Source organism: Pilimelia terevasa (assembly GCF_014647915.1).
In the GTDB taxonomy this organism is placed as follows: domain Bacteria; phylum Actinomycetota; class Actinomycetes; order Mycobacteriales; family Micromonosporaceae; genus Pilimelia; species Pilimelia terevasa.
Map to the genome: position 1 here is coordinate 205,072 of NZ_BMQC01000006.1, position 23,603 is coordinate 228,674.

Sequence of the window (23,603 nt, forward strand, 5' to 3'; positions counted from 1 at the left end):
GGCGGACAGCGCGGTTCACGGCCGGCGGACCGGCCCGTCGTAGCGCGCGGCGTGCCGGCAGGCGCGGGGTTCGTCAGCCAGTCCGGGCACCGCCCGCAGGGCCGCCCGGGCACGCTGCCGGCCGAGGTTCCAGCCGTACCAGCGGTCCCCCCGCAGCCGGTCCGGCGTCCGGCTGAGCGCGCAGCGGCGCAGCTCCGGCGGCAGCGTCGCCAACACCGGGGTGGCGTCGGCCGACAGCGCCCGCAGGTACCACAGGTCCACGACGCCGTCGGTGCGGTACCGCTCGACGTTGCGCCGGGCGGCGTACCCCTCCGGGTTCAGGGCGGCCAGGGCCAGCAGCATCACCACGAGCAGCCCCGCGACGGTCTCGGGGATCCAGGCCCCGGAGCCGCGCAGGCCGGCGACGAGGACCAGCACGAAGACGAGGCCGAGGACCGCCTCGAACGCCATGACGAACAGGCGCTCGCCGGTGAAGCTGAACACCCGCTGGTAGGTGTACATCCGGGACAGCGCGGAGGCGACGATCACCAGGCTGAGCACGCACAGCGGGCCGAGCAGCCAGCGCAGCAGCAGCCGGTCCCAGCGGTCCTCCCGCTGCGCCCACCGGCTGATCACCAGGAGTACCGCGAGCGTCAGGACACTGACGGCCACCAGTTGCCAGAAGCCGCCGCGGGCGTACTCGGCGACGGTCAGGCCCGCCGACCGGGCCAGGTGGCGCGCGCCGCCGAACAGCGCGGTCGCCTGGACCGCCACGAAACCCGCGAACAGCAGCACCAGCGTGCCCGCGGGCGCCGCCCACTCCCACCGGCTGAACCGCGGGCGCCCCGGGCCGGTCAGCCCGCCGAGGTCCGGGCGGCCGGCCAGCGCGAAGGCGGCCCCGGCGGCGACCAGGCCGCCCGCGGCGAGCAGGAACAGCGTGCGGAACACGGTCCCGGCGGTGATGTCGGGCAGCAGGCCGGCGAGGATCCCGCGGTACACCGCGTCCGCCGAGGCGAGCAGGCCGCCGAAGACGACCAGGACCGCGAGGGTGCCGACGGCGGCCACGAGGCTTCGGCGCAGCGCCACCGCCCGGGAGCCGGCCGGGCCGTCCGCGCCCGGGCGCAGGGCCGCGGCCAGCCACGGCAGCGCCCGCAGGGAGGCGACCGGCGCGGCGCACACGCTGACGGCGACGGCCCGCAGCGAGCGGCCGCCGATCACGGCCAGGGCGGTGCAGCCGAAGGCGCCCAGAACGCAGAAGGTCACCAGCCACCAGGCGTTGCGGAACGCCAGCACGCCGAGCAGCGCCAGCGCCGCGCCGGCCCAGAGTCCGCGGCGGCGGCGCTCGGCCGGCGGCAGGTCCGCGGTCCGCAGGGCCAGCCCCCAGCCGCCCAGGACGCAGAGCCCGGCGAGGAGCCAGCCGATGCCGGTGCCGCCCAGCGGGGTGAAGACCGCGGCACCGAGAGCACCGGCGGCCACCGCGGCGATCGCGGCCGGGCGCGGGGCGGTCGAAGGCGCCGGCCACCACCGGTCGAACACCCCGGGGTGCGGGGGCGCAGCGGGCGGCGGCGGAGCGGGCGGCGCCGGTGGCGGAGGCGACGCGGGTGGCGAGGGTGACGCGGGTGACGAGGGCGACGCGGCCGGCGGGGGCGCGCCCGCCGGGGCGGGGGTCGGTGTCGCGGTCTCCTCCGGGTCCGCCATCGACGGACCTCCCTTCCGGGCCGTGGCCGGGCGGGACGCTCCCGCCGGGCGGCCCGGCGTGACCAGGCCGGTACCGGACAGTAACGGCCGGCCGCAAACGCCGCTGCCCCGCCGGACCGAGCCCGGCCGCGGTCAGCGCAGGACGCGCAGCGCCGCCGTGTCGTTCTCGGACCGGTCGTCGGACCGGTGCTGGACAGCCGGGTCGTCCGTCACCAGGGCCACCTCGCCGGCCCCGTCGTCGACGATCCGGTTGACCTTCACCGTGAAGGCGCACTCCTCGCCCGCGCCGACGGCCAGGTACCGCGCCGACGCGTAGCACCGCCACGTCCGCTCCCCGACCTCGCTGCACCCGTCGGGGTCTTCCACCACGGTCACGCCGAGCGGCAGCGTCACGTCCACGGCGGTCACCGCGCGCAGGCCCTCGGGCGCCTCCAGGGCGGCGGGGCCGGCCACCGCGTACCCGACCCGCAGGTCGACCGTGTCGCCCGGTCGGGCGTGGACGGTGCTGCCGCTGACCGCCACGTCGGTGCCGTTGACGCCGGTGACGTCGATCTCGGCCGTCGCCGTGTTCGGGGCGCGGTCGCCGTCGGCGTGGTCCGCGGCGGGCGGCGCGACCCGGGCGGCCCGGCGGTCGAGGCGCAGGAGCAGCGGTGCGCCGTCGCCGGGCTCGCCGACGCTGTCGGCGTCGATCGCGTCCTCGGCCTCGGCCCGGGTGAGCCAGGTGACGGTACTGGCCTGGACGCCGGGGGCGTAGGCGCGGGCGGCGACGTGCATCGGCAGGCTGGTCCGGTACGTCCGGCCGGGCGCGAGCGGGCCGGCGAAGTAGCAGTACCGCAGCACGCCGTCGGCGTAGTGGCAGTTGCCGTAGTCGGTGTCGGCGTCGACGACGTGGTGGGTGCCCTCGAACACGGCCACCACCCCCTCGACCGGCCGGCGGCCGGCGTTGGTGACCCCCAGGCTGCGCGTGAAGCCGCCGTCGACCTCGGCGGACAGGGGCGGGTCGGCGGCGGCGCGCAGGTCGGCCCGCTCGCCGACCCGGACCCGGGAGGTGACCGCGGTGGTGCCGATGGCGGGGTCCGCCAGCGTCGTGGTGACCTGCCCGGCGGCGTGCAGCGCGGCGCCGTCGGCGGCCGCGACCCGGACCTCGGGCAGCGCGTCGCCCTCCCCGCGCAGGGTCCAGCCGGCCGGCAGCCGGCAGGTGAGCCGGCCGGGCGCCGCGGTGCAGGACTCCCAGCGATCCTCGTCCGCCGGGTCGGCCGCGGCCGCCAGCCGGACGACGGCGGCGGCGTCGCGGTAGTCGTAGGTGACCGTCGCCCGGTTCAGGGTCACGGGCGCCCCGGCGGTGTCGACGTACAGTTCCTCCGCCTTGGCGGCGCCGCCCGCGGCGACGGTCACGTCGTACAGGTACACCGAGGCGGCGACGCTGGGGGCGGCGGTGGCGCCGACCACCGGCGCCGCGACGGCGCCGACCAGGCCCAGCACCACCAGCGCGTGCCCCACCGGATGCGTACGCATGAGGTCCCTCTCTCACGGTTGGTCGGCAGTCGAGGCTAGCCACCTGCGGGCCGATTGTTAAATGATCACCGTCACCCGGTCACCCACCGGTGACAGTAGACACCGGTCATTCCGCACGAGTTTGGCACAACTCGGGCTCGTCTGATGCGGAACGTGGGCTGACGCACAGGCCCGACCGCGGCGGTGCGACAGGGCCGCCGCCGGGTACTCCGGCGCGTCGGCGGGTGTCAGGTGGACGACTTTCGCTGGAATCGGCCATCGGCCACTGGTTGACTGAGCGGTCCGGGTGCACCCCCGCACCCCCGCCCGACATCCTGTCCGATGTGGGCACTGCGCCCACGCCCGGACCAGAAGGAGTGAGCGTGAAGCGAACCATCGTGACCGCCGCCGTCGTCCTCGGCAGCCTCGCCCTGCCGGCCGTCGCCGAGGCGGCGCCGACCGCGCCGTCGGGGAACGTCGCCCGGCAGCTCAGCGACGCCGCCCGTGCGGGACGCGCCGACTGCGGCCGCAGCAGCCTGTTCCGCACCCAGCCGGACGGGCGCACCGTCTACGCCAGCAACGAGATGGACTACACCGGGGCGCTGGCCAACCTCGTGCGGCTGCGCGCGCCGGCCGACGGGCCGTGGGAGGAGCTGGACATCTGCGCCCACCTCGACGGCGGCAGCACCTACCTCACCTTCCAGTCGATCGCCAATGACAAGTACCTCAGCGCCGAGCTGGGCGCCACGGGCATCGACTACGGCATGGTGCGCGCCCGCGGCGAGCGGATCGGCCCGTGGGAGAAGTTCGACATCGACTGCGACGGCGACGAGGGTCCCTGCTACCTGAAGTCGCTGGCCAACAACAGGTACCTCTCCGTCGAGGAGGGCCACAGCGGCACCCGCAAGAACATGCTGCGCGCCCGCAGCGCCACCAAGGGCGAGTGGGAGCGCTTTTTCTAGGACCTCCGCGGTGCGGCGGCGGACATCCGCCGCCGCACCGCCCTGTTACCGGTCAGTAGCCAGGGTGGGGCGCCGTGATGCCGCACCGGGGCATCGCGGTAGCGGACGTTTCCGCTGGTCAGAGGCGTGACAGATCTATTCCGACCCTGTGAGCCACATCACGGGAGACGCGGCGACGGCGCCGCTGCTCCCGCCGGGCCGGGGACGGCGACTGGCCCCGTACGCCGCCCTCACCGCCCTGGGCGTGGCACTGGCGTGGGCCGACACCCCCGCGCTGCGGGGCTACTGGTTCGCGGCCGGCGCCCTCAGCGCCGCGCTGGGACTGGCCTGCCTCGCGCTGCCGTGGCGGCGGTGGCCGCCGGGGTGGCAGGCGGCGCCCGCCCTGGCCTACTTCGCGGTCGCCGGCCCCGTGCGGCTCGCCGGGGGCGGGGCGGTCTTCGTCGCCCTCGCGTTGCTGCCCGTGCTCTGGCTGGCGGTGTTCCACGCCGGCCGCGCGCTGCGGGCGGGCCTGGTCCTGCTCGCCGTCGTCCTCATCGCCGGCTACGACCGGCCCCCGCCGACTACCTCGCGCGCATCACGATGGCGTTCGCCCTGGCCTGCGCCGTGGCGGTCGCGGGCAGCCACCTGGCGGCGCAGGTCCGCCGCCGGGCCTGCGACGAGTCGGCCGCGCGCGCGAGCGCCCGTGCCAGCGGCGACTTCGTCGACGCCGTCCTCCAGACCGTCGGCTGCCTGGTCGCCGTGGTGGACCGCGGCGGCCGGGTGACGCTGGTGAACCGCCGCTGGGAGGAGCTGCTCGGCTGGACCGCGGCGGAGACCGCCGGCCCGCCGTTCTGGGAGTTCGGGACGCCGACGTGGTCCGCGGGCCGGGACCCGGTCGCCTCCGACTCCGGCTGACGGCGGCCGGAGGTAGACGGCGGGCCGACCAGGTCGTCCCCGGTCGGCCCGCCGCCGTCAGCTACCGGCGCTAGCGGCCGCCGCGGCGGCTGCCCACCCGGGAGCGGCCAGAGAACGCGGCGGCTCCCGAACTCGACGCCCCGGCGCGGCCGCCGCGGTCGGCGCGGACGCCGCGCTCGGTGCCGGCGTCGCCCGAGGCGGTCCGGCCGCGGGCGGCCCGGTCCGCGGTACCGGCGGAGGTGCCGGCCGACCGCGTGCGGGAGCCCCGCGACGGGTGCGGCTGGGAGCGTCCCCGCGTGCGTCCGCGGCCGGCCGCGGCGGCGGGCGCGGGCGGGGCCGCGGGGGGCTCGACGAACATCCGGTCGCCGGGGGCGATCTCCGCCAGCAGCGGGTCGCCCGGGCGCAGGCGGGTGGTCGTCGGCCTGATGCCCGCCTTGCGGACGAGGTCGCGGACGTCCGCGGTCTGGTCGTCGGTCATCAGCGTGACCACGGTGCCGCCGGCACCGGCGCGGGCCGTGCGGCCGGACCGGTGCAGGTACGCCTTGTGCTCGACCGGCGGATCGGCGTGCACGACGAGGGTGACGTCGTCCACGTGGATGCCGCGGGCGGCGATGTCGGTGGCCACGAGCGTGCGCGCCGTCCCCGCCGTGAACGCCGACAGGTTGCGGTCGCGGGCGCCCTGGGCCAGGTTGCCGTGCAGCTCGACGGCCGGCACGCCCGACGCGATCAGCCGCCGGGTCAGCGCCTTGGCGCCGTGCTTGGTGCGGGTGAACACCAGCGCCCGGCCGGGCGCGGCCACGAGATCCACCAGGACCGGGAGCCGGTCGTTGCGGTCGACGTGCAGCACGTGGTGGGTCATCGCGGCGACCGGCGACAGCGAGGAGTCCACGCTGTGCCGGACCGGGTCGACCAGGAACTGGCGCACCAGCGCGTCGACCGCGGCGTCCAGCGTGGCCGAGAACAGCAGCCGCTGGCCGCCGCGCGGCGTCTGCGCCAGCAGCCGCCGGACCACCGGCAGGAAGCCGAGGTCCGCCATGTGGTCGGCCTCGTCCAGGACGGTGATCTCCACGCCGTCGAGCCGGGCGTGCCCGCTGGCGACGTGGTCGGCGAGCCGGCCCGGACAGGCCACGACAATGTCGACACCCGCCCGCAGCTCGCGGATCTGCCGGCCTGCGCCCACGCCGCCGAAGACGGTCAGGGTGCGCAGGGACAGCGCCTGCGCCAGCGGCTCGACCGACGCCGCGATCTGGGTCGCCAGCTCGCGGGTCGGGGCGAGGATCAGCGCGCGCGGCCGGCCCGGGCGCCGCGCCGCCGCGCCCGGCGCCGCCAGGCGGTGCAGGACGGGCAGGACGAACGCGTAGGTCTTGCCGGAGCCGGTCCGCCCGCGGCCGAGCACGTCGCGCCCGGCCAGCGAGTCGGGCAGCGTGGCCGCCTGGATCGGGAAGGGAGTGGTGACGCCCTGACGGGCCAGTTCCCGGACGAGGGCGTCGTGGACGCCGAGGGCCGAGAAGCTGGACGGGACGGGCGAGGTGGGGTGATGAGGGCGGCGTGCCGCCATACAGGTTCTCCGTACACGAAAGGGTCGTCCTGCCCGGCGCAGCCCATGCTGGCTGCGGCGCGTGGGGATCGACGGAAACGCGCCTCGAGGCAGAACGGTGCGGGCGCGCTGCGGCCACTGTACCCCAGCCCGCGCGCGACGGGTACGGGTTCCGCACGGTGCTATACCGTCGGCGTATGAGAGTCGAGCGTCAATGGTGGAACGGCGAGCGCAGCGCCCGCGCGCGGCGGGACGTGTACATCCGCACCGACGGCGAGCACTGGGAGGTCGAGGCGCAGGCCGGCGGCGACGCGGGCCGCTCGACCGTGCACCAGTGCCCCGGGCGGCAGTCCGCCGAGATCCTGGCCCAGGCGTGGATGGGCGGGCCCAGCCGCTGGCAGCAGGTCGCCCGCTGAGGCCCGGCGGGCGACAGTGGCGGTACTCACGCAACGCCGCACCGACGCCAGACTGGGGATTCCCGCCGACAGGGCGTATGTTGTAGCGAGTGGTCGTGATTTTGCGTGTGAACTACCTGGTGTATCGGGAGCCCGCGAATCGGTAAGCGGGCGTCTCGCGTTCTCATGGACGTCGATGCCGGCCTACGGCCTGCGGCGCCGCACCGTGCGGCCCGTGCAATCGAAGGAGCATTCGGCATGGCGCAGGGAACTGTGAAGTGGTTCAACGGCGACAAGGGCTTCGGCTTCATCGCCGTCGACGGCGGCGATGACGAGATCTTCGTCCACTTCTCGGAGATCCAGTCCAACGGCTTCCGCACCCTGGACGAGAACCAGCGCGTGGAGTTCGAGATCACCCAGGGCGCCAAGGGGCCGCAGGCCAGCGCCGTCCGGGTCATCTGACGTAGATGTCGCGCTGACCGGCGCGGCTCGCGCCGGTCAGCCACATCCTCCCGCTCCACCGGTTTTCTTCCGCGGACACCCGCGCTTGAGGGTCACCACCTCGGCGGCGGCCGAGCCGCGCGCACCCCGCACTTCACCGGCGTGGTCCGACACCCGGCCGCCAGTTTCCTCAGCTCACGGCCGTGACCTCAGTGGACCCGCGCGTCGCGTTCCCGGTTCCCGGCACTCCACACAGGCGGACAGATCGGCCCTCCACGCCCCTCTGTCCGGGCCGCACGGAGAGCGCCTCAGAGGGACCCGTCCCCCCACGGTTCCCCCAGAGCCACTTTCCAAGATCAGTGATCTTGCGTTTGCGCTGGTGGGGCGGGCGGGGCTCGAACCCGCGACCCAAGGATTATGAGTCCCCTGCTCTGACCAGCTGAGCTACCGCCCCGGACGTGCCCCGAGGCTACCGGACGCCGCCGATGTCGCTCCACAAGGTCCGATTAACGACATTCGGTGCAGCATCCTGGTCTACCGACGAAACCGGACGTACCGCACTGCCAGGCGCCGAGCGCCCTGCCCCTCGACGAAGACGGCCACCGCCGCTGACGGCGATGGCCTGACCTGGAGCTCCCCCATTTGGACTCGAACCAAAAACCTGCCGGTTAACAGCCGGCTGCTCTGCCAATTGAGCTATGGGGGAATGTAGACGACGCCGCTGGCTGGCGGGTCGGGGACCACATTACAGGAGACACCCCCGTGGGGTGCCACCGGGTTCGGGGAGTTTCCCCCTCGCCCCAGGCATACCTGAAGGGGAGGATGGGTATGCCACGAACACGTACGACGCGGAGGCCCAGGCACCGACCAGGGGCAGCGCACCGACCAGCACCAGGGCCGGGCGGGCCGTCCGCGGCAGACTGAGAGGAGCGCGGAATGCGCGGGAAACTGTGGTTCGCTCTCGGAGCCGCCGCCGGCTACGTCATCGGCGCGCGGGCCGGGCGGGAGCGGTACGAGCAGATCGCGGTGACCGCCCGCAGGCTCTGGGACCACCCGACCGTCCAGGAGGCCGCCGGCGTCGTCCAGGCGGAGGCGAACAAGCTGTACGACCAGGGCAAGGACGCGGTCAGCCACACGTTGAGCAACAGCAAGCTGGGCGAGAAGCTGCGCCACGGCAGCGCCGAGCCGCTGTCCCCGGCGGGCGTCGGCGGCGGGTCGCCGGGCCGACCTCGCTGAACCCGAGCTGCTCGGGGCGGGCGCTGCGATCACACGCGCGCCCGCTTCGTGCTGCGCGGCCCCGCTCGGCCAGCTACCAGCCGGCGCCGAAGCAGACCAGCGGGGTCGGCGTGTCGACCGACTCCAGCGCCTCGGCCAGCGCCGCCGCGGGTGGCAGGCCCCGCCGCAGCGCCCCGTGGTGGACCGGACCCACCGCGTAGGCGACCTCGTCGCCGATCCGGGCCAGTCCGGCCACGACACTGCCCGCCCCGCCGTGCAGCAGCGCCGCCGTCATGCCCAACGTCTCGTCGCCGGGCCGCCGGTGCGACAGTCCCAGCTCGCACGCCGACAGGACGACGTGCCGGGGCGGCCGCTCCCAGGAGTCGCACTCGTGGCCGTACAGCGGGCCGTCGGCGAGTTGCAGGTACGAGAACAGCGGGTTGTCGGGCTCGTGCACGCCGTGCGCGGCCACGTGCAGGACGTCGGTCGACCCGGCCGCCGCACGGACGGCGGCGGCCGTGGCCGCCGGCCCGCCCAGTGTCACCGCGTCCGGCCAGGTGTCGGCGACCAGCTTGACCTCGGCGTCGGCCCGGGCCACGAGCGGCCCCGCGGCGACGGTGACGACCGGCCGCGGCGGGAGCGCCGCCCCCGGCCGCGCCGCCAGCCAGGCCGTAGGCGAGCGGACCACCGACAGCGGGCGGCCGCGCAGCGTCGGCAGCAGGGTCCACGGCAGCGTGGCCAGCCGCGCGGGCGGGGCGACCAGCAGCGGCCCGTCCCCCAGCCGGCCGGCCAGCGGCCGCGCGAGGAGGTCGTCGACGCCGGCCGCGGCGCGCGCGCACGCCGTGCGCACCGACGCCCGCAGCGCGGGCGGCAGGGTCTCGGCGGCGAGCGCGTCCAGATCAGCGCGCCAGCGGCGCTGCAACTCGTACAGGGGCGCGGCGGCGCCCAGCGCCACCAGCTCGCGGCGGCGCCCGCTGACCACCAGCGCGTGCAGCGCCTCGTCCACGACCAGGTACGTCACCAGCGTCCCGGTGCCCAGGCCGCCGACGATGTCGCGCAGCGCGGCGGGCGCGGTGACCTGGCGGGGGCCGGGCCGGTACCAGGCACGCTGGCGGATCTGCCGCTGCAGCGCCAGACAGCGGGTCCGCAGCACCGGGTCGGGGTGGCCGGCCAGGGCGCCGGTCCGCAGCGCGGCCTGCGCGTGGCGCAGCTCGGCGAGCATCTCGGCGGCGGCCGCGTCGGCCGGCGCGCTCACCGGCGCCAGCCGGGCCGACAGGGCCCGGGCGCGCTCGGTCCAGGCCAGTACCGCCGCCGGTACGCCCTGCTCCAGCGCCCGCCGCAAACCCTGGGCGGCCAGCCGCTCCACGTGTGCCGCGGCGGCGGTCTGCAGGTCGAGGCTGCCGAAGGACGCCTGGTGCTGCTGGAGGTCGGACACGGCCGCCCGCAGTTCGACCAGCGCCTGCTTCGGCTCCTGCTCGGCGTCGGCCAGGTCGGCGCGCAGCGCCCGGGCCTGCATCCGGGTGCCGATCGGGTCGTCGCGGCGCAGCCGCAGCGCGTCGCCGGCCAGGTGCCGCGCCATCAGCGCGCGCTGGCCGGCCGGGCCGGCCCGCCCGTCGCGGCGGCGCAGCGCGGCGGCGGCCGCCGTCAGCGCGGTGCGCCGGCCCTCGTCGGCCAGGCCGTGCTGCCGCAGCCGCGCCGCCAGCGCGGCGCCGGCCACCTGGACGGCCGCCAGCCCGCGCCCCGCCCCCAGGTCGGTGGCCAGCAGCACGGCGTCGGCCACCAGCGCCCACGGCGCGGCCCCCCGTTCGCCGAACAGCCGGCGGGCGGTGGTGGCGTGGGCGCGCGCGTCCCCCCAGCGCTCCTGGCGCTGCGCCAACTGCGCCCGGGCCAGCGCGGTCTCGGCCTGGTCCTGCGGGCTCTCGGTCACCGCGAACAGCGCTGCCGCCTGCCGCAGGTCCTCGTCCGCCTCGTGGAACAGGCCCGCGGTCAGCAGGACGCTGGCGCGGTCGACGTGGTAGACGGCCGAGACCGTCGGCGAGTGGTCGGCCAGGACCGGTGCGACGGCGTCCATCTCGCGGATCGCGCGGGGCAGGTCGCCGGCCAGCAGGGCGAGGTACCCGAGGTTGTGGCGGGCCTTCGCCGCCAGCAGCGTGAGGTCGTGGCTGTCGGCGATCCGCACGCACCGGGCGAAGTCCGCCTCCGCCTGTACCAGCGACCCGGGGGCCAGGCGCAGCATCCCGCGGTTGAGCAGGGTCCGGCAGATGTCCTGCGGCTCCGACTCGTCCAGCAGCGCGATCGCCGCGTCGAAGCCGGCCAGCGCCGGGCCCGGCGCGCCCGCGCGCAGGTGCAGCAGGCCGCGCTGCATGGCCACGATGCCCCGGACCTGGTCGGGCAGGCCGCCGGTGTCCGCCTCGTCGAGCAGGGCCAGCCCGGCGGCGAGGCTGCGCCGTTCGGCCTCGTGGAAGGCCAGGCTGACCAGGATGCGCGCGCGGCAGGCCGGCGGGGGCTGGGCGCCGAGCGCGGCGCGCAGCAGCGACCAGGCCTCGTCGTGCTGGCCGCGCTCGGTGGCCCGGACCGCCTCCGCGTGCAGTTGCGCCGCCCGCGCCGACACGGCGTCAGACCTTGAGCAGGGCGCCGAGTGCCCGGAAGCCGCGGGTGACCGCCTCCGCGCCGGTCGCGTCCAGCGGGATGCCCTGGGGCCGGCGCGCCTGGGCCAGCAGTTCGCGCGCGACGCGGGCGGCGAAGACCGGGGTGGCGTAGGAGGTACCGCTGCCGACGGCGAAGCCGCCCACGAAGTCGGCCGCGCCGGTGAAGTTGTCCAGGTCCAGCGAGCGCCGCACCCGGCCGGTGGGGTCCTTGGTGGTGGCGCCGGAGTTCAGCCCGTTGGCGAACGGCGGCATCGTGCTGACCAGCGCCGCCCCCGGCTCCCAGCGCAGCACCCAGTCGCCGCTGTTGCTGAACAGCGCGACGCTGTCGTCGGGGTTGAGCGCGCCGACGCTGACCACGGGCAGGCGCTCGCCGCCCTCGGCGCCCTCGGGCCGCTCGCCGAAGGCGGCCGGGAACAGCCGCCGCGTGGTCGCGTCGTTGCCGGCGGCGCACACCACGGGGATGCCGAGCTGGCCCAGCTTGTCGATGATCGCCAGCAGCGCGGTGTCGGTGGCGGCGTCCTCGGGGGCCTCGTGGTAGTAGCCCAGCGACAGGGAGACCACGTCGACCCGGTGGCCGCCGGGCTCCCCCGCGGCGTGCCGGCGGGCCAGCTCGACGATCTGCTCCAGGGCCGTGATCAGGGACGACTCCGGGATCACCCCGTCGGAGTGGATCACCCGCACGGCGAGGATGTCGGCGTCCGGGCAGACCTGGCGGATCAGGCCGGCGATGAACGTACCGTGGCCGGCCAGCGGGTCCCGGCCGCCGTCCAGCGGTCCGATGAGGTCGCCGTCGCGCTCGGGGTCGGGCTTGAGGTAGCCGACCGGCTTCTCCTCGCCGCTGACCGGGTCGGTCAGCCCCAGGTCGGTGATGACGCCGTCGGCGAGCCAGGTGTGCGCGCCGCACCCAGTGTCGAGGGTGGCCACCACGGGCCGGGTGGGGACCTTGGTGCGCGGGGGCGGCGGCTGGACGACGGCGACCGGCTGGGTGCCGCCGTAGCCGGGCTGGGAGTACTGGGCGATGGCGCCGCCGTCGAACGGTGCCGCCGAGTAGTACGGGGCGGCCGAGTAGTAGGGCGCCGCCGAGTAGTACGGGGCGCCGAAGAACGAGCTGGTCGAGAACATCAGGTGGTCCAGCCCGACCCCCCGCAGCGGGCTGCCGGAGGCCGCCCGCGCCTGCTGGAGGACCGCCCACGCGTCGACCACGGCGGCCTTGCCAGGTGCCGGCCGGATCTTGAGCCGGACGCCGGTGCTGACCGTGCCGACGGTCCGCGGCTCCTCGCGGATGGTCAGGCCCAGCGACTTGGCGGCCGCCGTCAGCGGGGCCATGAGCTGGGTGAGCCGGTCGGCGCGGGCGAGCAGCCAGTCGGTCCGGTACGCCGTGGGGCGGATCCGCTGGCCGTCGGTCACCATCGCCGTGGCGCCGTCGAGGACCCGGGCGCCGTACTGGGCCAGCACACTCTCGGGCGGCAGCGGCGGGTCGACGTCGCCGGGGGTCCTGCTGCGGGCGGCCGGGTGCGGATCGATCGGGTCGGTCATGGCGTGCCTCCCGGGCCTCAGACCTGTACGGCGGGTGTGACGACGGCCCGCAGCAGCGGACCGCCCGGCTGGATGCGGAGCTGGACGAGGCCGGCGGGCACGCCGTCGAGCGCGAACCGCCCGTCGGCGTCGGCCTCGGCGTGCAGGGTGCGGTCGCCGGCCCGGACCTCGACCGCCAGCGCCGCCCCCGGGGCGAGCCAGCCGTCGAGCCGGCGCAGCGGCGTACCGTCCGCGCCTGCGCCCGCGGCCTGGACGGTCAGCAGCACGGTGAGCTGCGAGGCGTGGAAGGTGATGCTGGTGGCCGTCTCGGCGGCGGCCGTCCGGGCACCGGCCAGGCTCTGCTCCTGGAGCTGGGCCAGTTCGACCTCCAGGTCCTCCAGCGCGAGGGTGAACATGACCCGCTCGGCCAGGTCGGCCGGGGCGGGGTCGGCCGCCGTCCACATCCGGCGCAGGTCGCGCAGCAGGGCCGCGTCCGCGGCGCCGACTTCCTCGGTCCCGGTCATGACGCCCTCCCCCGCCTCGTCCCCGCACCGACCAGATCCGCGCCCGTCACGACACCCTCCACTGGGGATCGTCGGCGAGCAGGTGGCGCAGCTTCTCCAGGCAGCGGCCGCGGGTCGGGCCGATGCTGCCCACGGGCATCCCGAGTTCGGCGGAGATGCTGGCGTAGTCGGGCCGGTCGTCGAAGGCGATGACCCGCAGCAGCCGCCGGCAGCGGGCGGTGAGCCCGGCCACGTGCCGCCACAGGGCGGCGGCGCTGGCGTCGGCGAGGACGGCGTTCTCCGGCCCGGCCGAGGGGGGCGCCGCGGCGTCGAGGTGCTGGTCGTCGGTGGTGGCCTCGCGGCGGTCGCGGCGGGCGGCGCGCCACGCCTCCCGGCGGGCGGTGACGGTGGCCCAGCGCCACACGGCCTGGGGGTCGCGCAGGGAGTCGGCGCCGCGGACCAGGGCCAGCCAGGTCGCCTGGACGACGTCGTCGGCGGCCTCCCGGTTGAGCCCGTACGCCCGCGCGGTGTGCCACAGGACGGGGGTGAGCGCCTCGACGAGGCGGCGCAGGCCCGCGGGGTCGCCGGCCCGCCAGTCGCTGAAGTCGCGCGCCGCCAGCTCCCAGGCCGGGGGCGCCTCGGCGGCGGCCCGGTCGCCGCGGCCGGGTGTCGCAGGCCGGGGCGAGGTCGTCGATGCCATGGTCCCTCCCTCAAAGGGCAACCCTACTTGTCAGGGTATGCCCGCTACGCGCGTTTCATGCCGTCGCTGCTGATCCCAGGAGAGATCAGGCCGGCGCCTGATACCACCGCCACAGGGTGCCGCGGGCGCCGCCGCCTCCCGCGGGTTCCGGGGGCGTGTCACCCCGGCGCCGCGCGCGGGGCGCCGGCCGTCACCCGGCTCCCGCCCGGCGCCGCGGCGCCCGCGTCACCCGTTTGGCGGTCCGGCGTTGAATGGGCTGGCACGCCGCTCGCCACCGGCCGCCATGAGGGGGACGACCTTGTCACGCTTCGCCCGACGCATCCCGATTCTGGCCGGCCTACTGACCGGCGCCCTGCTGACCGGCTGCGCCGCGAAGAGCGCGCCCGCCGACACCGAGGCGGACCCGCGGCAGTTCCTGTCCGGTACCGTCCGGGTCGGGGTGAGCGGCGACGAGTACCCCGGCTGGAACCGCGTGATCAACGGCCGGCGGTTCGGCTTCGACATCGCCGTCGTGGAGGCGCTGGCCAGCTACTTCCACTTCACCCCGCAGTACGTCGAGGTCTCCATCCCGGACCGGATGAACAAGCTGGTTGCCGGGGAGGTGCAGCTCGTTGTCTCCAACTTCTCGATGACCACCGAGCGGGAGAAGGACGTCGACTTCGCGGGGCCGTACTTCGTCGACGCGCAGAGCTTCTTCCACTGGACCGACGCCACCGACCTGCTCCAGATCCCGCCCAGCCAGATCTGTACGCCGAACGGCACGACGGCCGCCGACCGGCTGCTGCAACTCGGCTGGCGCCCGCGCCTGGAGCAGTCGCTGTCGGCGTGCATGAACAAGTTCCTGACCTCGCGGGACAAGAAGATGTTCGTCTCGACCGACGCCTCGATCCTGGCCGCGTTCGCGCGCGGCCACGGGATGCTGCCGCCCAAGCCGATCCCGATCGGCGGGATCGAGCAGTACGGCGTGGGCCTGCCGAACAACCGCCCGAAGCTGTGCGCGGAGGTGAACAAGGCGCTGGAGCTGTTCCTGGCCAACGAGTGGCAGACCGCGTTCGGCACCTACCTCCAGGACAGCGTGGACATCGCCGCCAAGCGCCCCGGCGCGCTGCGCCCCTGCGACCCCGGCCCGAGCCCGAGCACCCCGACTCCCCGCTGACCGCCGGCCACCCCTCGGCGCCGCCGGCCGGCCGGGCCGTCCTCAGAGGTCGGTGGGCGTGGCGCTGGCGCGCGCCGCCGCGACCAGGGCGTCCGTGGCCGCCACGACCTGCGGGTCGTCGGCCGGGGTGCCCGGGTCGTAGCGGACCGTCCAGACCAGGCCGTCGGCGCCGGCGACCCGGCGGCCCGCGACCCGGGCGCCGCCGCCGGGCACGGCCCCGTGCACGGTGTAGCCGACCGAGCCGGTGACCCGGGTCCGCACCTGGTGCGGCACGTCGCCGGGGTCGGCCAACGCGTAGCGGCGCGGCACGTCGTCGGCGACGACGGCGTACCCGTCGCGGGCCGCACCCTCCCGCGCCGCCGTGACGGTCAGCGCCCGCTCGTCCCAGGTCGCCTTGAGGATCCGGTGCCAGTCCAGCCGCTCGGCCGCCCCGGGCAGGTACAGGCCGAGGTTGGTCACCACTACGGTGGCGGCGTCGGCCGCCGCCGCCCAGGCGACCACCCGCTCGTCGCGGGCCAGCGCCGGCCGGCGGTCGGCCGGCAGCCGCCGGCGGAAGAAGATCATCACAGCCCCCCGACGGCCTGTTCGCGCAGCGCGCGCGCCTGCTGCTCCAGGGAGAACAGCTCCCCGGCCAGCGTCAGGTACTCGTCCCGGTGGGTCACCGGGTTGATCCGCTGGACCCGGGACTTGAGGTCGCCGATGCGGCGCGCCACCGCCCCCCACTGCAACTGGGCCAGCGTCACCGCCACGTACGCCGGGTCGACCTCGCCGTCCACCCGCAGCGGCTCCACGGCGAGGGCCGCGACCAGGGCCTGGGCGCCGAGGTCCGCGCAGTGCGACCGGACCGCGTCGCACCACACCGCCCCGCCGGCCGCCGCGACCGCACCGGCGGCGCCGCCGGCCGCCGCGACCGCCTCGCGGACCGGCCGCAGCAGCGGGTGCCGGTAGTTGTCGGGGCCGACCGCGTCGAACATCGGACCGGCGAGCACCGGCGCCTGGATGGCGATCTTGAGCGCCTCGCGCTCGACGAGGGCGTCGGGGCTGTCCGCCTCCGCGGCGGGGCGGGCGGCCTGCTGCGGCACGCCGCCCCGGCGCCCGGCCGCGGCGACCGCGCGCTGCACCGGCTCCAACTCCATGCCCAGGTCGCCGGCCAGCTTGCGGACGTACTCGGGCCGCTTGTCCTGGTCCTTCAGCGCCGCCACCAGCGGGGCGGCCCGGCGCATCGCCTCGACCCGCCCGTCGACGGTGTCCAGGTCGAACCGGGCCAGCGTGTGGCGCAGCGCGAAGTCCACCAGCGGCTCGCGGCTGGCCACCAGGTCCCGCACGGCGAGGTCGCCGCGGGCCAGCCGCAGCTCGCACGGGTCCATCCCGTCGGGGCCGACGGCGATGAAGGTCCGCCCGACGAACCGCTGGTCGGAGTCGAACGCCCGCAGCGCGGCCTTCTGCCCGGCGGCGTCGCCGTCGAAGGTGTAGATGATCTCGCCGGCCACGCCGTCGGTGTCCATCAGCAGCCGGCGCAGGACGGTGATGTGCTCGCCGCCGAACGAGGTGCCGCAGGTGGCGACCGCCGTCGGCACGCCGGCCAGGTGGCAGGCCATCACGTCGGTGTACCCCTCGACGACCACGACCTGGCCGCGCTTGGCGATCTCCCGCTTGGCGTGCTCCACGCCGTAGAGCACGGTCGACTTCTTGTACAGCGGCGTCTCGGGGGTGTTCAGGTACTTCGGCCCGTTGTCGTCCTCGAACAGCTTGCGCGCGCCGAAGCCGACGATGTCGCCGCTGAGTTCCCGGATCGGCCACAGCAGCCGGCGCCGGAAGCGGTCGATCAGGGATCCCGAGCGGGCCTCCTTGGCCAGCCCGGCGGTGACCAGCTCCGCGCCGGTGAAGCCCCGGCCGCGCAGGTGGCCGGTGAGCGCGTCCCAGGCGTCGGGCGCGAACCCGCAGCCGTACCGCTGGGCGTCCTCCCGGCCGAAGCCGCGCCGGGCCAGGAACTCCCGGGCCAGCCGGGCCCCCGGGGCGGCGAGCTGTGCCGCGTAGAACTCGGCGGCGGCGGCGTGCGCCGCCACCAGCCGCTGGCGCTGGCCCTGCCCCTGCCGGATCGGCGCGGCGCCGCCCTCGACGATCCGAAGCTGGATGCCGGCGCGGCCGGCCAGGCGCTCGACGGCCTCGGCGAAGGCCAGGTGCTCGGTGTCCATCAGGAACTTGATGGCGTCGCCGCCCTGGCCGCAGCCGTGGCAGAAGTACACGTTGCGGGCGGGCGCGACGGTGAACGACGGGGTCTTCTCGTCGTGGAACGGGCACAGGCCCTTGAGGTTGCCGCCGCCCGCGTTCTTGAGCGTGACCTGCTCGGAGATCACGTCGACGATCGAGGTCCGCTCGCGGACCAGCGCGATGTCCTCGTCCCGGATCCGGCCCGCCACCCGCGCCTCCTCACCGCCGCCCGTCCTGCCCGTCCATCCTGCCCGGCGCCCCCGACGGCGCCCCCGGCGGGGGCCGGTCGCCGCCGGGGGCGCCGTCGGGGCGCGCACCGGCGGCGCGGGCGGGGCCGGCCGGTGGGACGGCGGCGGCGCGGTCCCGGTCCAGGGCGGCCCAGTCCCGGGTCCCGTGCGCCGGGCCGCGGTCGGGGCCGGGCGCGGAGCCGCGGCCGGCGGCCAGCAGCGCGTCGGCGAGGGCCAGGTGGACGTACCGCCGCGCGACCGGGCCGCCCCGGGGTGGGGCCGCCACCGCGCCGGGGCGCAGCAGCCCGGCGAGTCCCCGGCCGCCGACCTCGGCCAGCAGCGCCCGCGCGGCGGCGGCCACGGCGGCGGCCCGCGGGCGGCACGGCGGGTCGGGGTCGGCGAAGGCCGCGCGCAGCCGGCCCCGCGCCAGGCCCGCCGGCACGGCGAAGGCCGCCACCACCGCGGCGGGGCTGAGGGCGACGTGGACGGCGGCCGGGGCGGCGGTGCCGCGGCGCAGCCGCTCGGTGAGGTACACGTAGTCGGTCACGTCGGTACCGGCCAGGCCGAGTTCGGCGGCGTGCCGGAGCAGGTCGGCGAAGTGCTCGCGCCGGGCGGCGGCGGCCTGCGGCGCGAGGTCGCCCACCGTGGCCAGGTGCCGGGCGGCGAGCGCCCCGACGACGGCGGCGCGGTCGGCGCACCGGTCGGGGTCCGCGGGATACCACGACACCGGGGCCCGCGGGCCGCCCGCGGCGACCGGCGGCGGTGGCGGCGCGGCGGGGTCGAGCAGGTCGGCGCCGGGCAGGTGCAGGTCGTGGCGGTGCAGCAGCCGCGTGGTGGCCTCCCGCAGGTCCCCGACCGGCGCCGGCCCGCCGGGTGGTGCCGGCGGCGCGGCGGCGGGCGGGTCGGCGGCGGCACGCAGGGCGTCGGCGGCGGCCCGCGAGGCGGCGGCGGCCGCCCGGAGCGCCGCGGCGGCCCGGTCGGGGTCGCCGCCGCGGCCGGCCAGGCCGGCCAGCACCAGGTCGTCGACGGTCCGGCCCACCCGCCACGCGGCCCGCCACGGGGCGGCCCCGGCGGCCGGCGGCGGGGGTCGCAGCGTGATCCGGGTCCCCGGGGCCAGCAGGCGGACCCCGCGCACCGGCGCGTCGTCGCCGCCGAAGTGCCCGCTGGCGGCCACGCCCGCCCACGTCCACGGGTCCGCGACCGGGGTACCGCCGAGGAGGTCGGCCAGGACCGTGGACCGGTCGGCGAAGGCGAGCACGCCGTCGCGGGCACCGGTGTACAGGCGGGCCATGCCGAGCCAGTCCTGCGCCACCCGCACCGTGCCGTCCACGTCGCGGGCGATCACGGCGAACGGCGGTACCACCTCGGCGGCCGGGTCCGCGCCCGCCGCGAGCCGCCGCGCCAGCGCCAGCGGCCCGCCGGTGGCGTCGAGCCCCACGGGCAGGCCCAGCGAGACCGCGAGCTGCCCCTCGCCCGCGGCGCAGCCGGGCCACGGGGCGGGGCGGTGGCGGACCGCGATCCCCCAGCCCGGGCCGCCGAACTCGGTCCGGGCGCCGGTCCCCCCGCGGGCGAAGGCGGCCCGGGCGCGCCGCCGCCAGTGCGGCTCGCGCGCCGACGCGGTCCGGTCCACGGCGAACCATGCCAGTACCTCGACCACGACCCTCCCCCACAAATCGCCTCATTTTTGCCCCACGTACGACACCGCGCCAAGCCGGACGGCACCCGTCCGGGGTCGGTCGATCGGCGGTTCGCGCAGGCACCGCCGGACCGCGCGGGGCGGGCGACGCCGGGCCTGGCCGGCCACGGGGACAGGCCGCGGCTCAGCTCGCGAGGTCGTGGTGCCAGGCGACGGCGGCGGGGTCGGTCAGGGAGGCGACCTGGTCCACGATCACCCGGAGCCGGGCCGCGTCGTCCGGCGCGGCGGTCCACAGCGGAGCGAACACCGGGTCCAGGACGTCCGGCGCCCGCACCGTCAGCGCGTGCACCAGCTCGGTGATGATCTCCCGCTGCCGCTGGTAGCCCGGCTCGGCGCCGCGCCGCCGCAGGACGTACCGCAGCGCCATGCCCTTGAGCAGCGCCACCCGGGCCCGCGTCTCCGCCGGCACCACCAGGTCCGCCGCGTACCGCCGCAGCGGCCCCGCCCCGAACGCCGCCCGCGTCGCCGCCACCGCCGCGGCCACGAAGCTCCCGGTCAGGGTGCTCGTGGCGCCCTTGAGCGCCACCTGCGCCCGGTGGCCGCCGTCGTACCCGGCCAGCGGCGCCAGCACCGGCTCGGCCAGCAGGTCGACCAGCACGACGCCGAGGTCCGCCGCCGACTCCCCCGAGTACCGGCCGGCCACGTCCGCGCACAGCGCCGCCCGCTCGGCGGCGTCGGCCAGCAGGTGCCGGAGGCTGACGTGCCCGCCGAACACGCCGTCCTCCACGTCGTGCACCGAGTACGCCACGTCGTCGGCCCAGTCCATGACCTGGGCCTCCAGGCACCGGCGGGTCGGCTCCCCGGCGGGCGCCTCGGCGCGCAGCCAGGCGAACACCTCGGCGTCGTCGGCGTACACGCCGAACTTCCTGCCGCCCGCGCGGCGCGGCCACGGGTACTTGCACGCGGCGTCCAGGGCCGCCCGGGTCAGGTTCAGGCCGGCGGAGCGCAGGTCGGGAAAGAGGACCTTGGCCTCCAGCCGGGTGAGCACCCGCAGCGTCTGCGCGTTGCCCTCGAACCCGCCACAGCCCTCGGCCACCAGGGCCAGCGCGTCCTCGCCGTTGTGCCCGAACGGCGGGTGCCCCAGGTCGTGGGCCAGTCCGGCGACATCCACGACGTCGGGGTCGCAGCCGAGGCTCTCGCCGAGGTGGCGGGCGATCTGGGCGACCTCCAGCGAGTGGGTCAGGCGCGTGCGCAGGAAGTCGCCCGCGCCGCCCGGCCCGGGGTGGGCCGGGCCGGTGCCGGCCGTGTGGACCTGCGTCTTGGTGGCCAGCCGCCGGAACGCCGCGCAGTGCAGCACCCGCGCCCGGTCGCGCTCGAACGGCGACCGGTCGTTGCCGGTGCCCTTGGGCGCCTCCGGCGCCCACCGCTGCGCCCCCGGCCCGTGCCGCTGCGACCCGCGCGCCCCCGGCTTGTGCAACCTCGGCCCGGAAGTCCCCGGACCGGAAGACCCCGGCCCGGAAGATCCCGGACCGTGCTCGACGCCCCACCCGTCACCCACGCCCCAACCCTACCGACCACGCCGCCGGGCGGCCGCGCGTCGCGCGCGGACCGCCCGGTCGGCGCCGGGTCAGCGGGAGTCGGAGGCGGTACCGGCGGTCGCCGCGCGGCCGGCCTCCAGCCGCGCGATCGGCACCCGGAACGGGGAGCAGGACACGTAGTCCAGCCCGACCGCGTGGAAGAAGTGGACGGAGTCCGGGTCGCCGCCGTGCTCGCCGCACACGCCGAGCTTGAGGTCCGGGCGCGCCGCCCGCCCCTCCTCCACGGCGATGCGGACCAGCCGCCCCACGCCGTCGGCGTCGATCGACTCGAAGGGCGAGACGCCGAAGATGCCCAGCTCCAGGTACCGGGAGAAGAACGCGCCCTCGACGTCGTCGCGGGAGAACCCCCAGCCCATCTGGGTCAGGTCGTTGGTGCCGAAAGAGAAGAACTGGGCCGCCTCGGCGATCTGGCCGGCCGTGAGCGCCGCCCGCGGTACCTCGATCATCGTGCCGATCAGGACCGGCACCGGCTGGTCGGCGGTCACCGCGGCGACGACCTCCTCCGCCTCGGCTCGGACGAACTCCAGCTCCTGCACCGCGCCGACCAGCGGGACCATGATCTCCGGGCGCGGGTCCAGGCCGCGGGCGGCGCAGGCCACCGCGGCCTCGGCGATCGCCCGCACCTGCATGGCGAACAGCCCGGGGATCATCAGCCCCAGCCGGACCCCGCGCAGCCCGAGCATCGGGTTCTGCTCGTGCATCCGCTGGACCGCCGCCAGCAGCGCGGCGTCGCGGCCGGCGTCCTCGCCGCGGGCCCGGGCGACGGCCACCTTCACCGACAGCTCCGTCAGCTCCGGCAGGAACTCGTGCAGCGGCGGGTCGATCAGCCGGACGGTCACCGGCAGGCCGTCCATGGCCTCGAAGATCTCGACGAAGTCGGCCCGCTGCAGCGGCAGCAGCGCCGCCAGCGCCGCCGACCGGGCCTCGTCGGTCCCGGCGAGGATCAGCCGCTCGACCAGCTCGCGGCGGTCGCCGAGGAACATGTGCTCGGTGCGGCACAGGCCGATGCCGGCGGCGCCGAAGCGGCGGGCCCGGGCGGCGTCCTCGCCGGTGTCGGCGTTGGTCCGCACACCGAGGCGGCGGGCGGCGTCGGCGTGCCGCAGCAGCCGGTCGACCGCGGCGACCAGCACCGAGGAGTCGGCGGCGGCCGTACCCTCGAAGTACTCCACCACCTCGGACGGCCGCACCGGCACCTCGCCCGCGTAGACCCGGCCCGTGGTCCCGTCGATCGAGATCACGTCCCCCTCGCGGACGGTCGCGCCGCCGACGGTGAAGGTGCCCGCGGCGACGTCCACGTCGAGGGAGTCCGCGCCGCACACGCACGTCTTGCCCATGCCGCGGGCGACCACCGCCGCGTGGCTGGTCTTGCCGCCGCGCGAGGTGAGGATCCCCTGCGCCGCGATCATGCCCGGCAGGTCGTCCGGGTTGGTCTCCCGGCGGACCAGGATCACCTGCTCACCGGCGCCGGCCGCCGCCACCGCGCGCCGCGCGTCGAAGACCGCGCGGCCGACCGCGGCGCCCGGCGAGGCCGCCACGCCCCGGCCCAGCGGCGCGGGCGCCCCGGACAGGTCGAACGCCGGGAACATCAGGTGCGCCAACTGCGCGCCGGTGACCCGGCCGATCGCCTCGTCCAGGTCGATGACGCCCTCGTCCACGAGCTGGTTGGCGATGATGAACGCCGCCGCCGCGGTGCGCTTGCCGACGCGGGTCTGCAGCATCCAGAGCCGGCCGCGCTCGATGGTGAACTCGATGTCGCACAGGTCGCGGTAGTGGCCCTCCAGCGTGGACATGATGTCCATGAGCTGGTCGTAGGAGGCCTTGTCGAGCTGCTCCAGCTCGTCCAGGTGCAGGGTGTTGCGGATGCCGGCCACGACATCCTCGCCCTGGGCGTTGGCCAGGTAGTCGCCGTAGGCGCCGCGGGCGCCGGTGCCCGGGTCGCGGGTGAAGGCCACCCCGGTGCCCGAGTCGGCGCCGAGGTTGCCGAACACCATCGACTGCACGTTGACCGCCGTGCCGAGGTCGGCGGGGATGCGCTCCTGGCGGCGGTACAGCACGGCCCGCTCCGAGTTCCAGGACCGGAAGACCGCCTCGACGGCCATGTCGAGCTGCTCGCGCGGGTCCTGCGGGAAGTCCCGGCCGGCGTGCTCCGTGAAGATCTTCTTGTACGCCTCGACCAGCGCCCGCAGGTCTCCCGCCGACAGGTCGAGGTCGCTGGTGACGCCCTTGCCGCGCTTGACGTCGTCGAGGGCGTGCGCGAACGCGTCGCCCGGTACGTCGCAGACGGTCTTGCCGAACATCTGGATCAGCCGGCGGTACGAGTCCCAGGCGAACCGCTCCCCCGCCTCGCCGCCGGTCTGCGCGGCCAGCCCGGCGACGCTGCCGTCGTGCAGGCCCACGTTGAGGACCGTCTCCATCATCCCGGGCATGGAGAACTTCGCGCCCGACCGGACCGAGATCAGCAGCGGGTCGGCCGGGTCGCCGAGCCGGCGGCCCATCGCCTCCTCCAGGGCGGCCAGGTGCGCGGAGACCTGCGCGTCGAGCCCGGCCGGCCGGTCGCCGGTGGCGAGGTACGCCTGGCACGCCGCGGTGGTGATCGTGAAGCCCGGCGGCACCGGCAGCCCGAGGTTGGTCATCTCGGCGAGGTTGGCCCCCTTGCCGCCGAGCAGGTCCTTGAGGTCCCTGTTGCCCTCGGCGAAGTCGAACACCAGCTTGCCCGCCGCTGACTCCCCAGCCCGCTGACCGGTCACGTGTGCCTCCTGAAAGCCCATGGGTCGCGCACCACGCCGGCGCTACA

Annotated in this window: 18 protein-coding genes and 2 tRNA genes; 6 read left to right on the plus strand and 14 right to left on the minus strand. The window is 76.5% G+C overall.

All coding sequences use genetic code 11. The features are described 5' to 3' along the window. Positions 1-15 precede the first annotated feature (15 nt). Together IEY75_RS10725 and IEY75_RS10730 are read right to left on the minus strand one after the other, a co-directional pair. Positions 16-1,455 carry a DUF4153 domain-containing protein gene (locus IEY75_RS10725; protein ID WP_189114123.1) on the minus strand — a complete coding sequence of 480 codons (1,440 nt, stop codon included), beginning with the start codon at positions 1,453-1,455 and terminating at the stop codon, positions 16-18. A 354-nt stretch (positions 1,456-1,809) separates the two neighbouring features. Next, a complete protein-coding gene (locus tag IEY75_RS10730; protein WP_189114124.1) occupies positions 1,810-3,192 on the minus strand; it encodes a hypothetical protein in 1,383 nt (460 codons plus the stop codon). Between the two features lie 362 nt (positions 3,193-3,554). Here IEY75_RS10730 and IEY75_RS10735 point away from each other — a divergent pair, with 362 nt between their 5' ends. Together IEY75_RS10735 and IEY75_RS10740 are read left to right on the plus strand one after the other, a co-directional pair. Then, complete coding sequence (locus IEY75_RS10735; RefSeq protein ID WP_189114125.1) at positions 3,555-4,133, plus strand: fascin domain-containing protein; 579 nt, start codon at positions 3,555-3,557, stop codon at positions 4,131-4,133. A 579-nt stretch (positions 4,134-4,712) separates the two neighbouring features. Beyond that, positions 4,713-5,027, plus strand: a complete 315-nt coding sequence (locus tag IEY75_RS10740; protein ID WP_189114126.1) for a PAS domain-containing protein — start codon at positions 4,713-4,715, stop codon at positions 5,025-5,027. Positions 5,028-5,097: 70 nt separating this feature from the next. Here the strand turns inward: IEY75_RS10740 and IEY75_RS10745 are convergent, their stop codons facing one another. After that, the gene (locus IEY75_RS10745; RefSeq protein ID WP_189114127.1) at positions 5,098-6,585 is read right to left on the minus strand and encodes a DEAD/DEAH box helicase; all 1,488 of its coding nucleotides are present in this window, start codon (positions 6,583-6,585) and stop codon (positions 5,098-5,100) included. A 176-nt stretch (positions 6,586-6,761) separates the two neighbouring features. On the opposite strand from IEY75_RS10745, the gene IEY75_RS10750 reads away from it, so the two are divergent. After that, a complete protein-coding gene (locus tag IEY75_RS10750) occupies positions 6,762-6,980 on the plus strand; it encodes a hypothetical protein (protein WP_189114128.1) in 219 nt (72 codons plus the stop codon). 237 nt (positions 6,981-7,217) lie between these two features. Continuing rightward, entirely contained in the window at positions 7,218-7,421 is a 204-nt protein-coding gene (locus IEY75_RS10755; RefSeq protein ID WP_189114129.1) for a cold-shock protein, read from the plus strand. 356 nt (positions 7,422-7,777) lie between these two features. Here IEY75_RS10755 and IEY75_RS10760 read toward each other — a convergent pair. Beyond that, positions 7,778-7,854 (minus strand) — tRNA-Ile (locus tag IEY75_RS10760). 179 nt (positions 7,855-8,033) lie between these two features. Next, positions 8,034-8,106 (minus strand) — tRNA-Asn (locus IEY75_RS10765). 230 nt (positions 8,107-8,336) lie between these two features. Between IEY75_RS10765 and IEY75_RS10770 the strand changes: the two genes are divergently transcribed. Further along, positions 8,337-8,636: a hypothetical protein gene (locus IEY75_RS10770; RefSeq protein ID WP_189114130.1), complete on the plus strand. Its 300-nt coding sequence runs from the start codon at positions 8,337-8,339 to the stop codon at positions 8,634-8,636. Between the two features lie 73 nt (positions 8,637-8,709). On the opposite strand, the gene IEY75_RS10775 is transcribed toward IEY75_RS10770, so the two are convergent. The 4 genes from IEY75_RS10775 to IEY75_RS10790 are packed head-to-tail and all read right to left on the minus strand — an operon-like array spanning position 8,710 to position 13,981. After that, positions 8,710-11,226: a CHAT domain-containing protein gene (locus IEY75_RS10775; RefSeq protein ID WP_189114131.1), complete on the minus strand. Its 2,517-nt coding sequence runs from the start codon at positions 11,224-11,226 to the stop codon at positions 8,710-8,712. A gap of 4 nt (positions 11,227-11,230) precedes the next feature. Next, the gene (locus IEY75_RS10780; protein ID WP_189114132.1) at positions 11,231-12,799 is read right to left on the minus strand and encodes a S8 family serine peptidase; all 1,569 of its coding nucleotides are present in this window, start codon (positions 12,797-12,799) and stop codon (positions 11,231-11,233) included. A gap of 17 nt (positions 12,800-12,816) precedes the next feature. Beyond that, complete coding sequence (locus tag IEY75_RS10785) at positions 12,817-13,302, minus strand: peptidase associated/transthyretin-like domain-containing protein (RefSeq protein ID WP_189114133.1); 486 nt, start codon at positions 13,300-13,302, stop codon at positions 12,817-12,819. A gap of 46 nt (positions 13,303-13,348) precedes the next feature. After that, the gene (locus tag IEY75_RS10790) at positions 13,349-13,981 is read right to left on the minus strand and encodes an RNA polymerase sigma factor (RefSeq protein ID WP_189114134.1); all 633 of its coding nucleotides are present in this window, start codon (positions 13,979-13,981) and stop codon (positions 13,349-13,351) included. A 298-nt stretch (positions 13,982-14,279) separates the two neighbouring features. Between IEY75_RS10790 and IEY75_RS10795 the strand changes: the two genes are divergently transcribed. Beyond that, positions 14,280-15,137: a transporter substrate-binding domain-containing protein gene (locus IEY75_RS10795; protein WP_189114135.1), complete on the plus strand. Its 858-nt coding sequence runs from the start codon at positions 14,280-14,282 to the stop codon at positions 15,135-15,137. Between the two features lie 42 nt (positions 15,138-15,179). Here IEY75_RS10795 and IEY75_RS10800 read toward each other — a convergent pair whose 3' ends face one another. From IEY75_RS10800 to ppdK, 5 genes are all read right to left on the minus strand, one after another. Beyond that, entirely contained in the window at positions 15,180-15,701 is a 522-nt protein-coding gene (locus tag IEY75_RS10800) for a hypothetical protein (protein ID WP_189114136.1), read from the minus strand. After that, the gene (dnaG, locus tag IEY75_RS10805; RefSeq protein ID WP_189114137.1) at positions 15,701-17,557 is read right to left on the minus strand and encodes a DNA primase; all 1,857 of its coding nucleotides are present in this window, start codon (positions 17,555-17,557) and stop codon (positions 15,701-15,703) included. Before dnaG ends, IEY75_RS10800 begins: the two co-directional genes overlap by 1 nt. Before the next feature lie 10 nt (positions 17,558-17,567). Further along, a complete protein-coding gene (locus tag IEY75_RS10810; RefSeq protein WP_189114138.1) occupies positions 17,568-19,232 on the minus strand; it encodes a hypothetical protein in 1,665 nt (554 codons plus the stop codon). A 163-nt stretch (positions 19,233-19,395) separates the two neighbouring features. Continuing rightward, positions 19,396-20,688 (minus strand): deoxyguanosinetriphosphate triphosphohydrolase, encoded by a 1,293-nt coding sequence (locus tag IEY75_RS10815; protein ID WP_189114139.1) that lies wholly within the window; start codon positions 20,686-20,688, stop codon positions 19,396-19,398. 150 nt (positions 20,689-20,838) lie between these two features. Further along, positions 20,839-23,556, minus strand: a complete 2,718-nt coding sequence (gene ppdK / locus IEY75_RS10820; RefSeq protein WP_229789527.1) for a pyruvate, phosphate dikinase — start codon at positions 23,554-23,556, stop codon at positions 20,839-20,841. Positions 23,557-23,603: the final 47 nt, after the last annotated feature.

Bases quoted from the DNA above. Each gene is read 5' to 3' on its own strand.
- IEY75_RS10800 (WP_189114136.1), bottom strand. From the start codon at position 15,701: ATGATCTTCTTCCGCCGGCGGCTGCCGGCCGACCGCCGGCCGGCGCTG.
- IEY75_RS10730 (WP_189114124.1), bottom strand. From the start codon at position 3,192: ATGCGTACGCATCCGGTGGGGCACGCGCTGGTGGTGCTGGGCCTGGTC.
- IEY75_RS10750 (WP_189114128.1), top strand. From the start codon at position 6,762: ATGAGAGTCGAGCGTCAATGGTGGAACGGCGAGCGCAGCGCCCGCGCG.
- IEY75_RS10785 (WP_189114133.1), bottom strand. From the start codon at position 13,302: ATGACCGGGACCGAGGAAGTCGGCGCCGCGGACGCGGCCCTGCTGCGC.
- IEY75_RS10770 (WP_189114130.1), top strand. From the start codon at position 8,337: ATGCGCGGGAAACTGTGGTTCGCTCTCGGAGCCGCCGCCGGCTACGTC.
- IEY75_RS10755 (WP_189114129.1), top strand. From the start codon at position 7,218: ATGGCGCAGGGAACTGTGAAGTGGTTCAACGGCGACAAGGGCTTCGGC.
- IEY75_RS10740 (WP_189114126.1), top strand. From the start codon at position 4,713: ATGGCGTTCGCCCTGGCCTGCGCCGTGGCGGTCGCGGGCAGCCACCTG.
- IEY75_RS10780 (WP_189114132.1), bottom strand. From the start codon at position 12,799: ATGACCGACCCGATCGATCCGCACCCGGCCGCCCGCAGCAGGACCCCC.
- IEY75_RS10790 (WP_189114134.1), bottom strand. From the start codon at position 13,981: ATGGCATCGACGACCTCGCCCCGGCCTGCGACACCCGGCCGCGGCGAC.
- IEY75_RS10745 (WP_189114127.1), bottom strand. From the start codon at position 6,585: ATGGCGGCACGCCGCCCTCATCACCCCACCTCGCCCGTCCCGTCCAGC.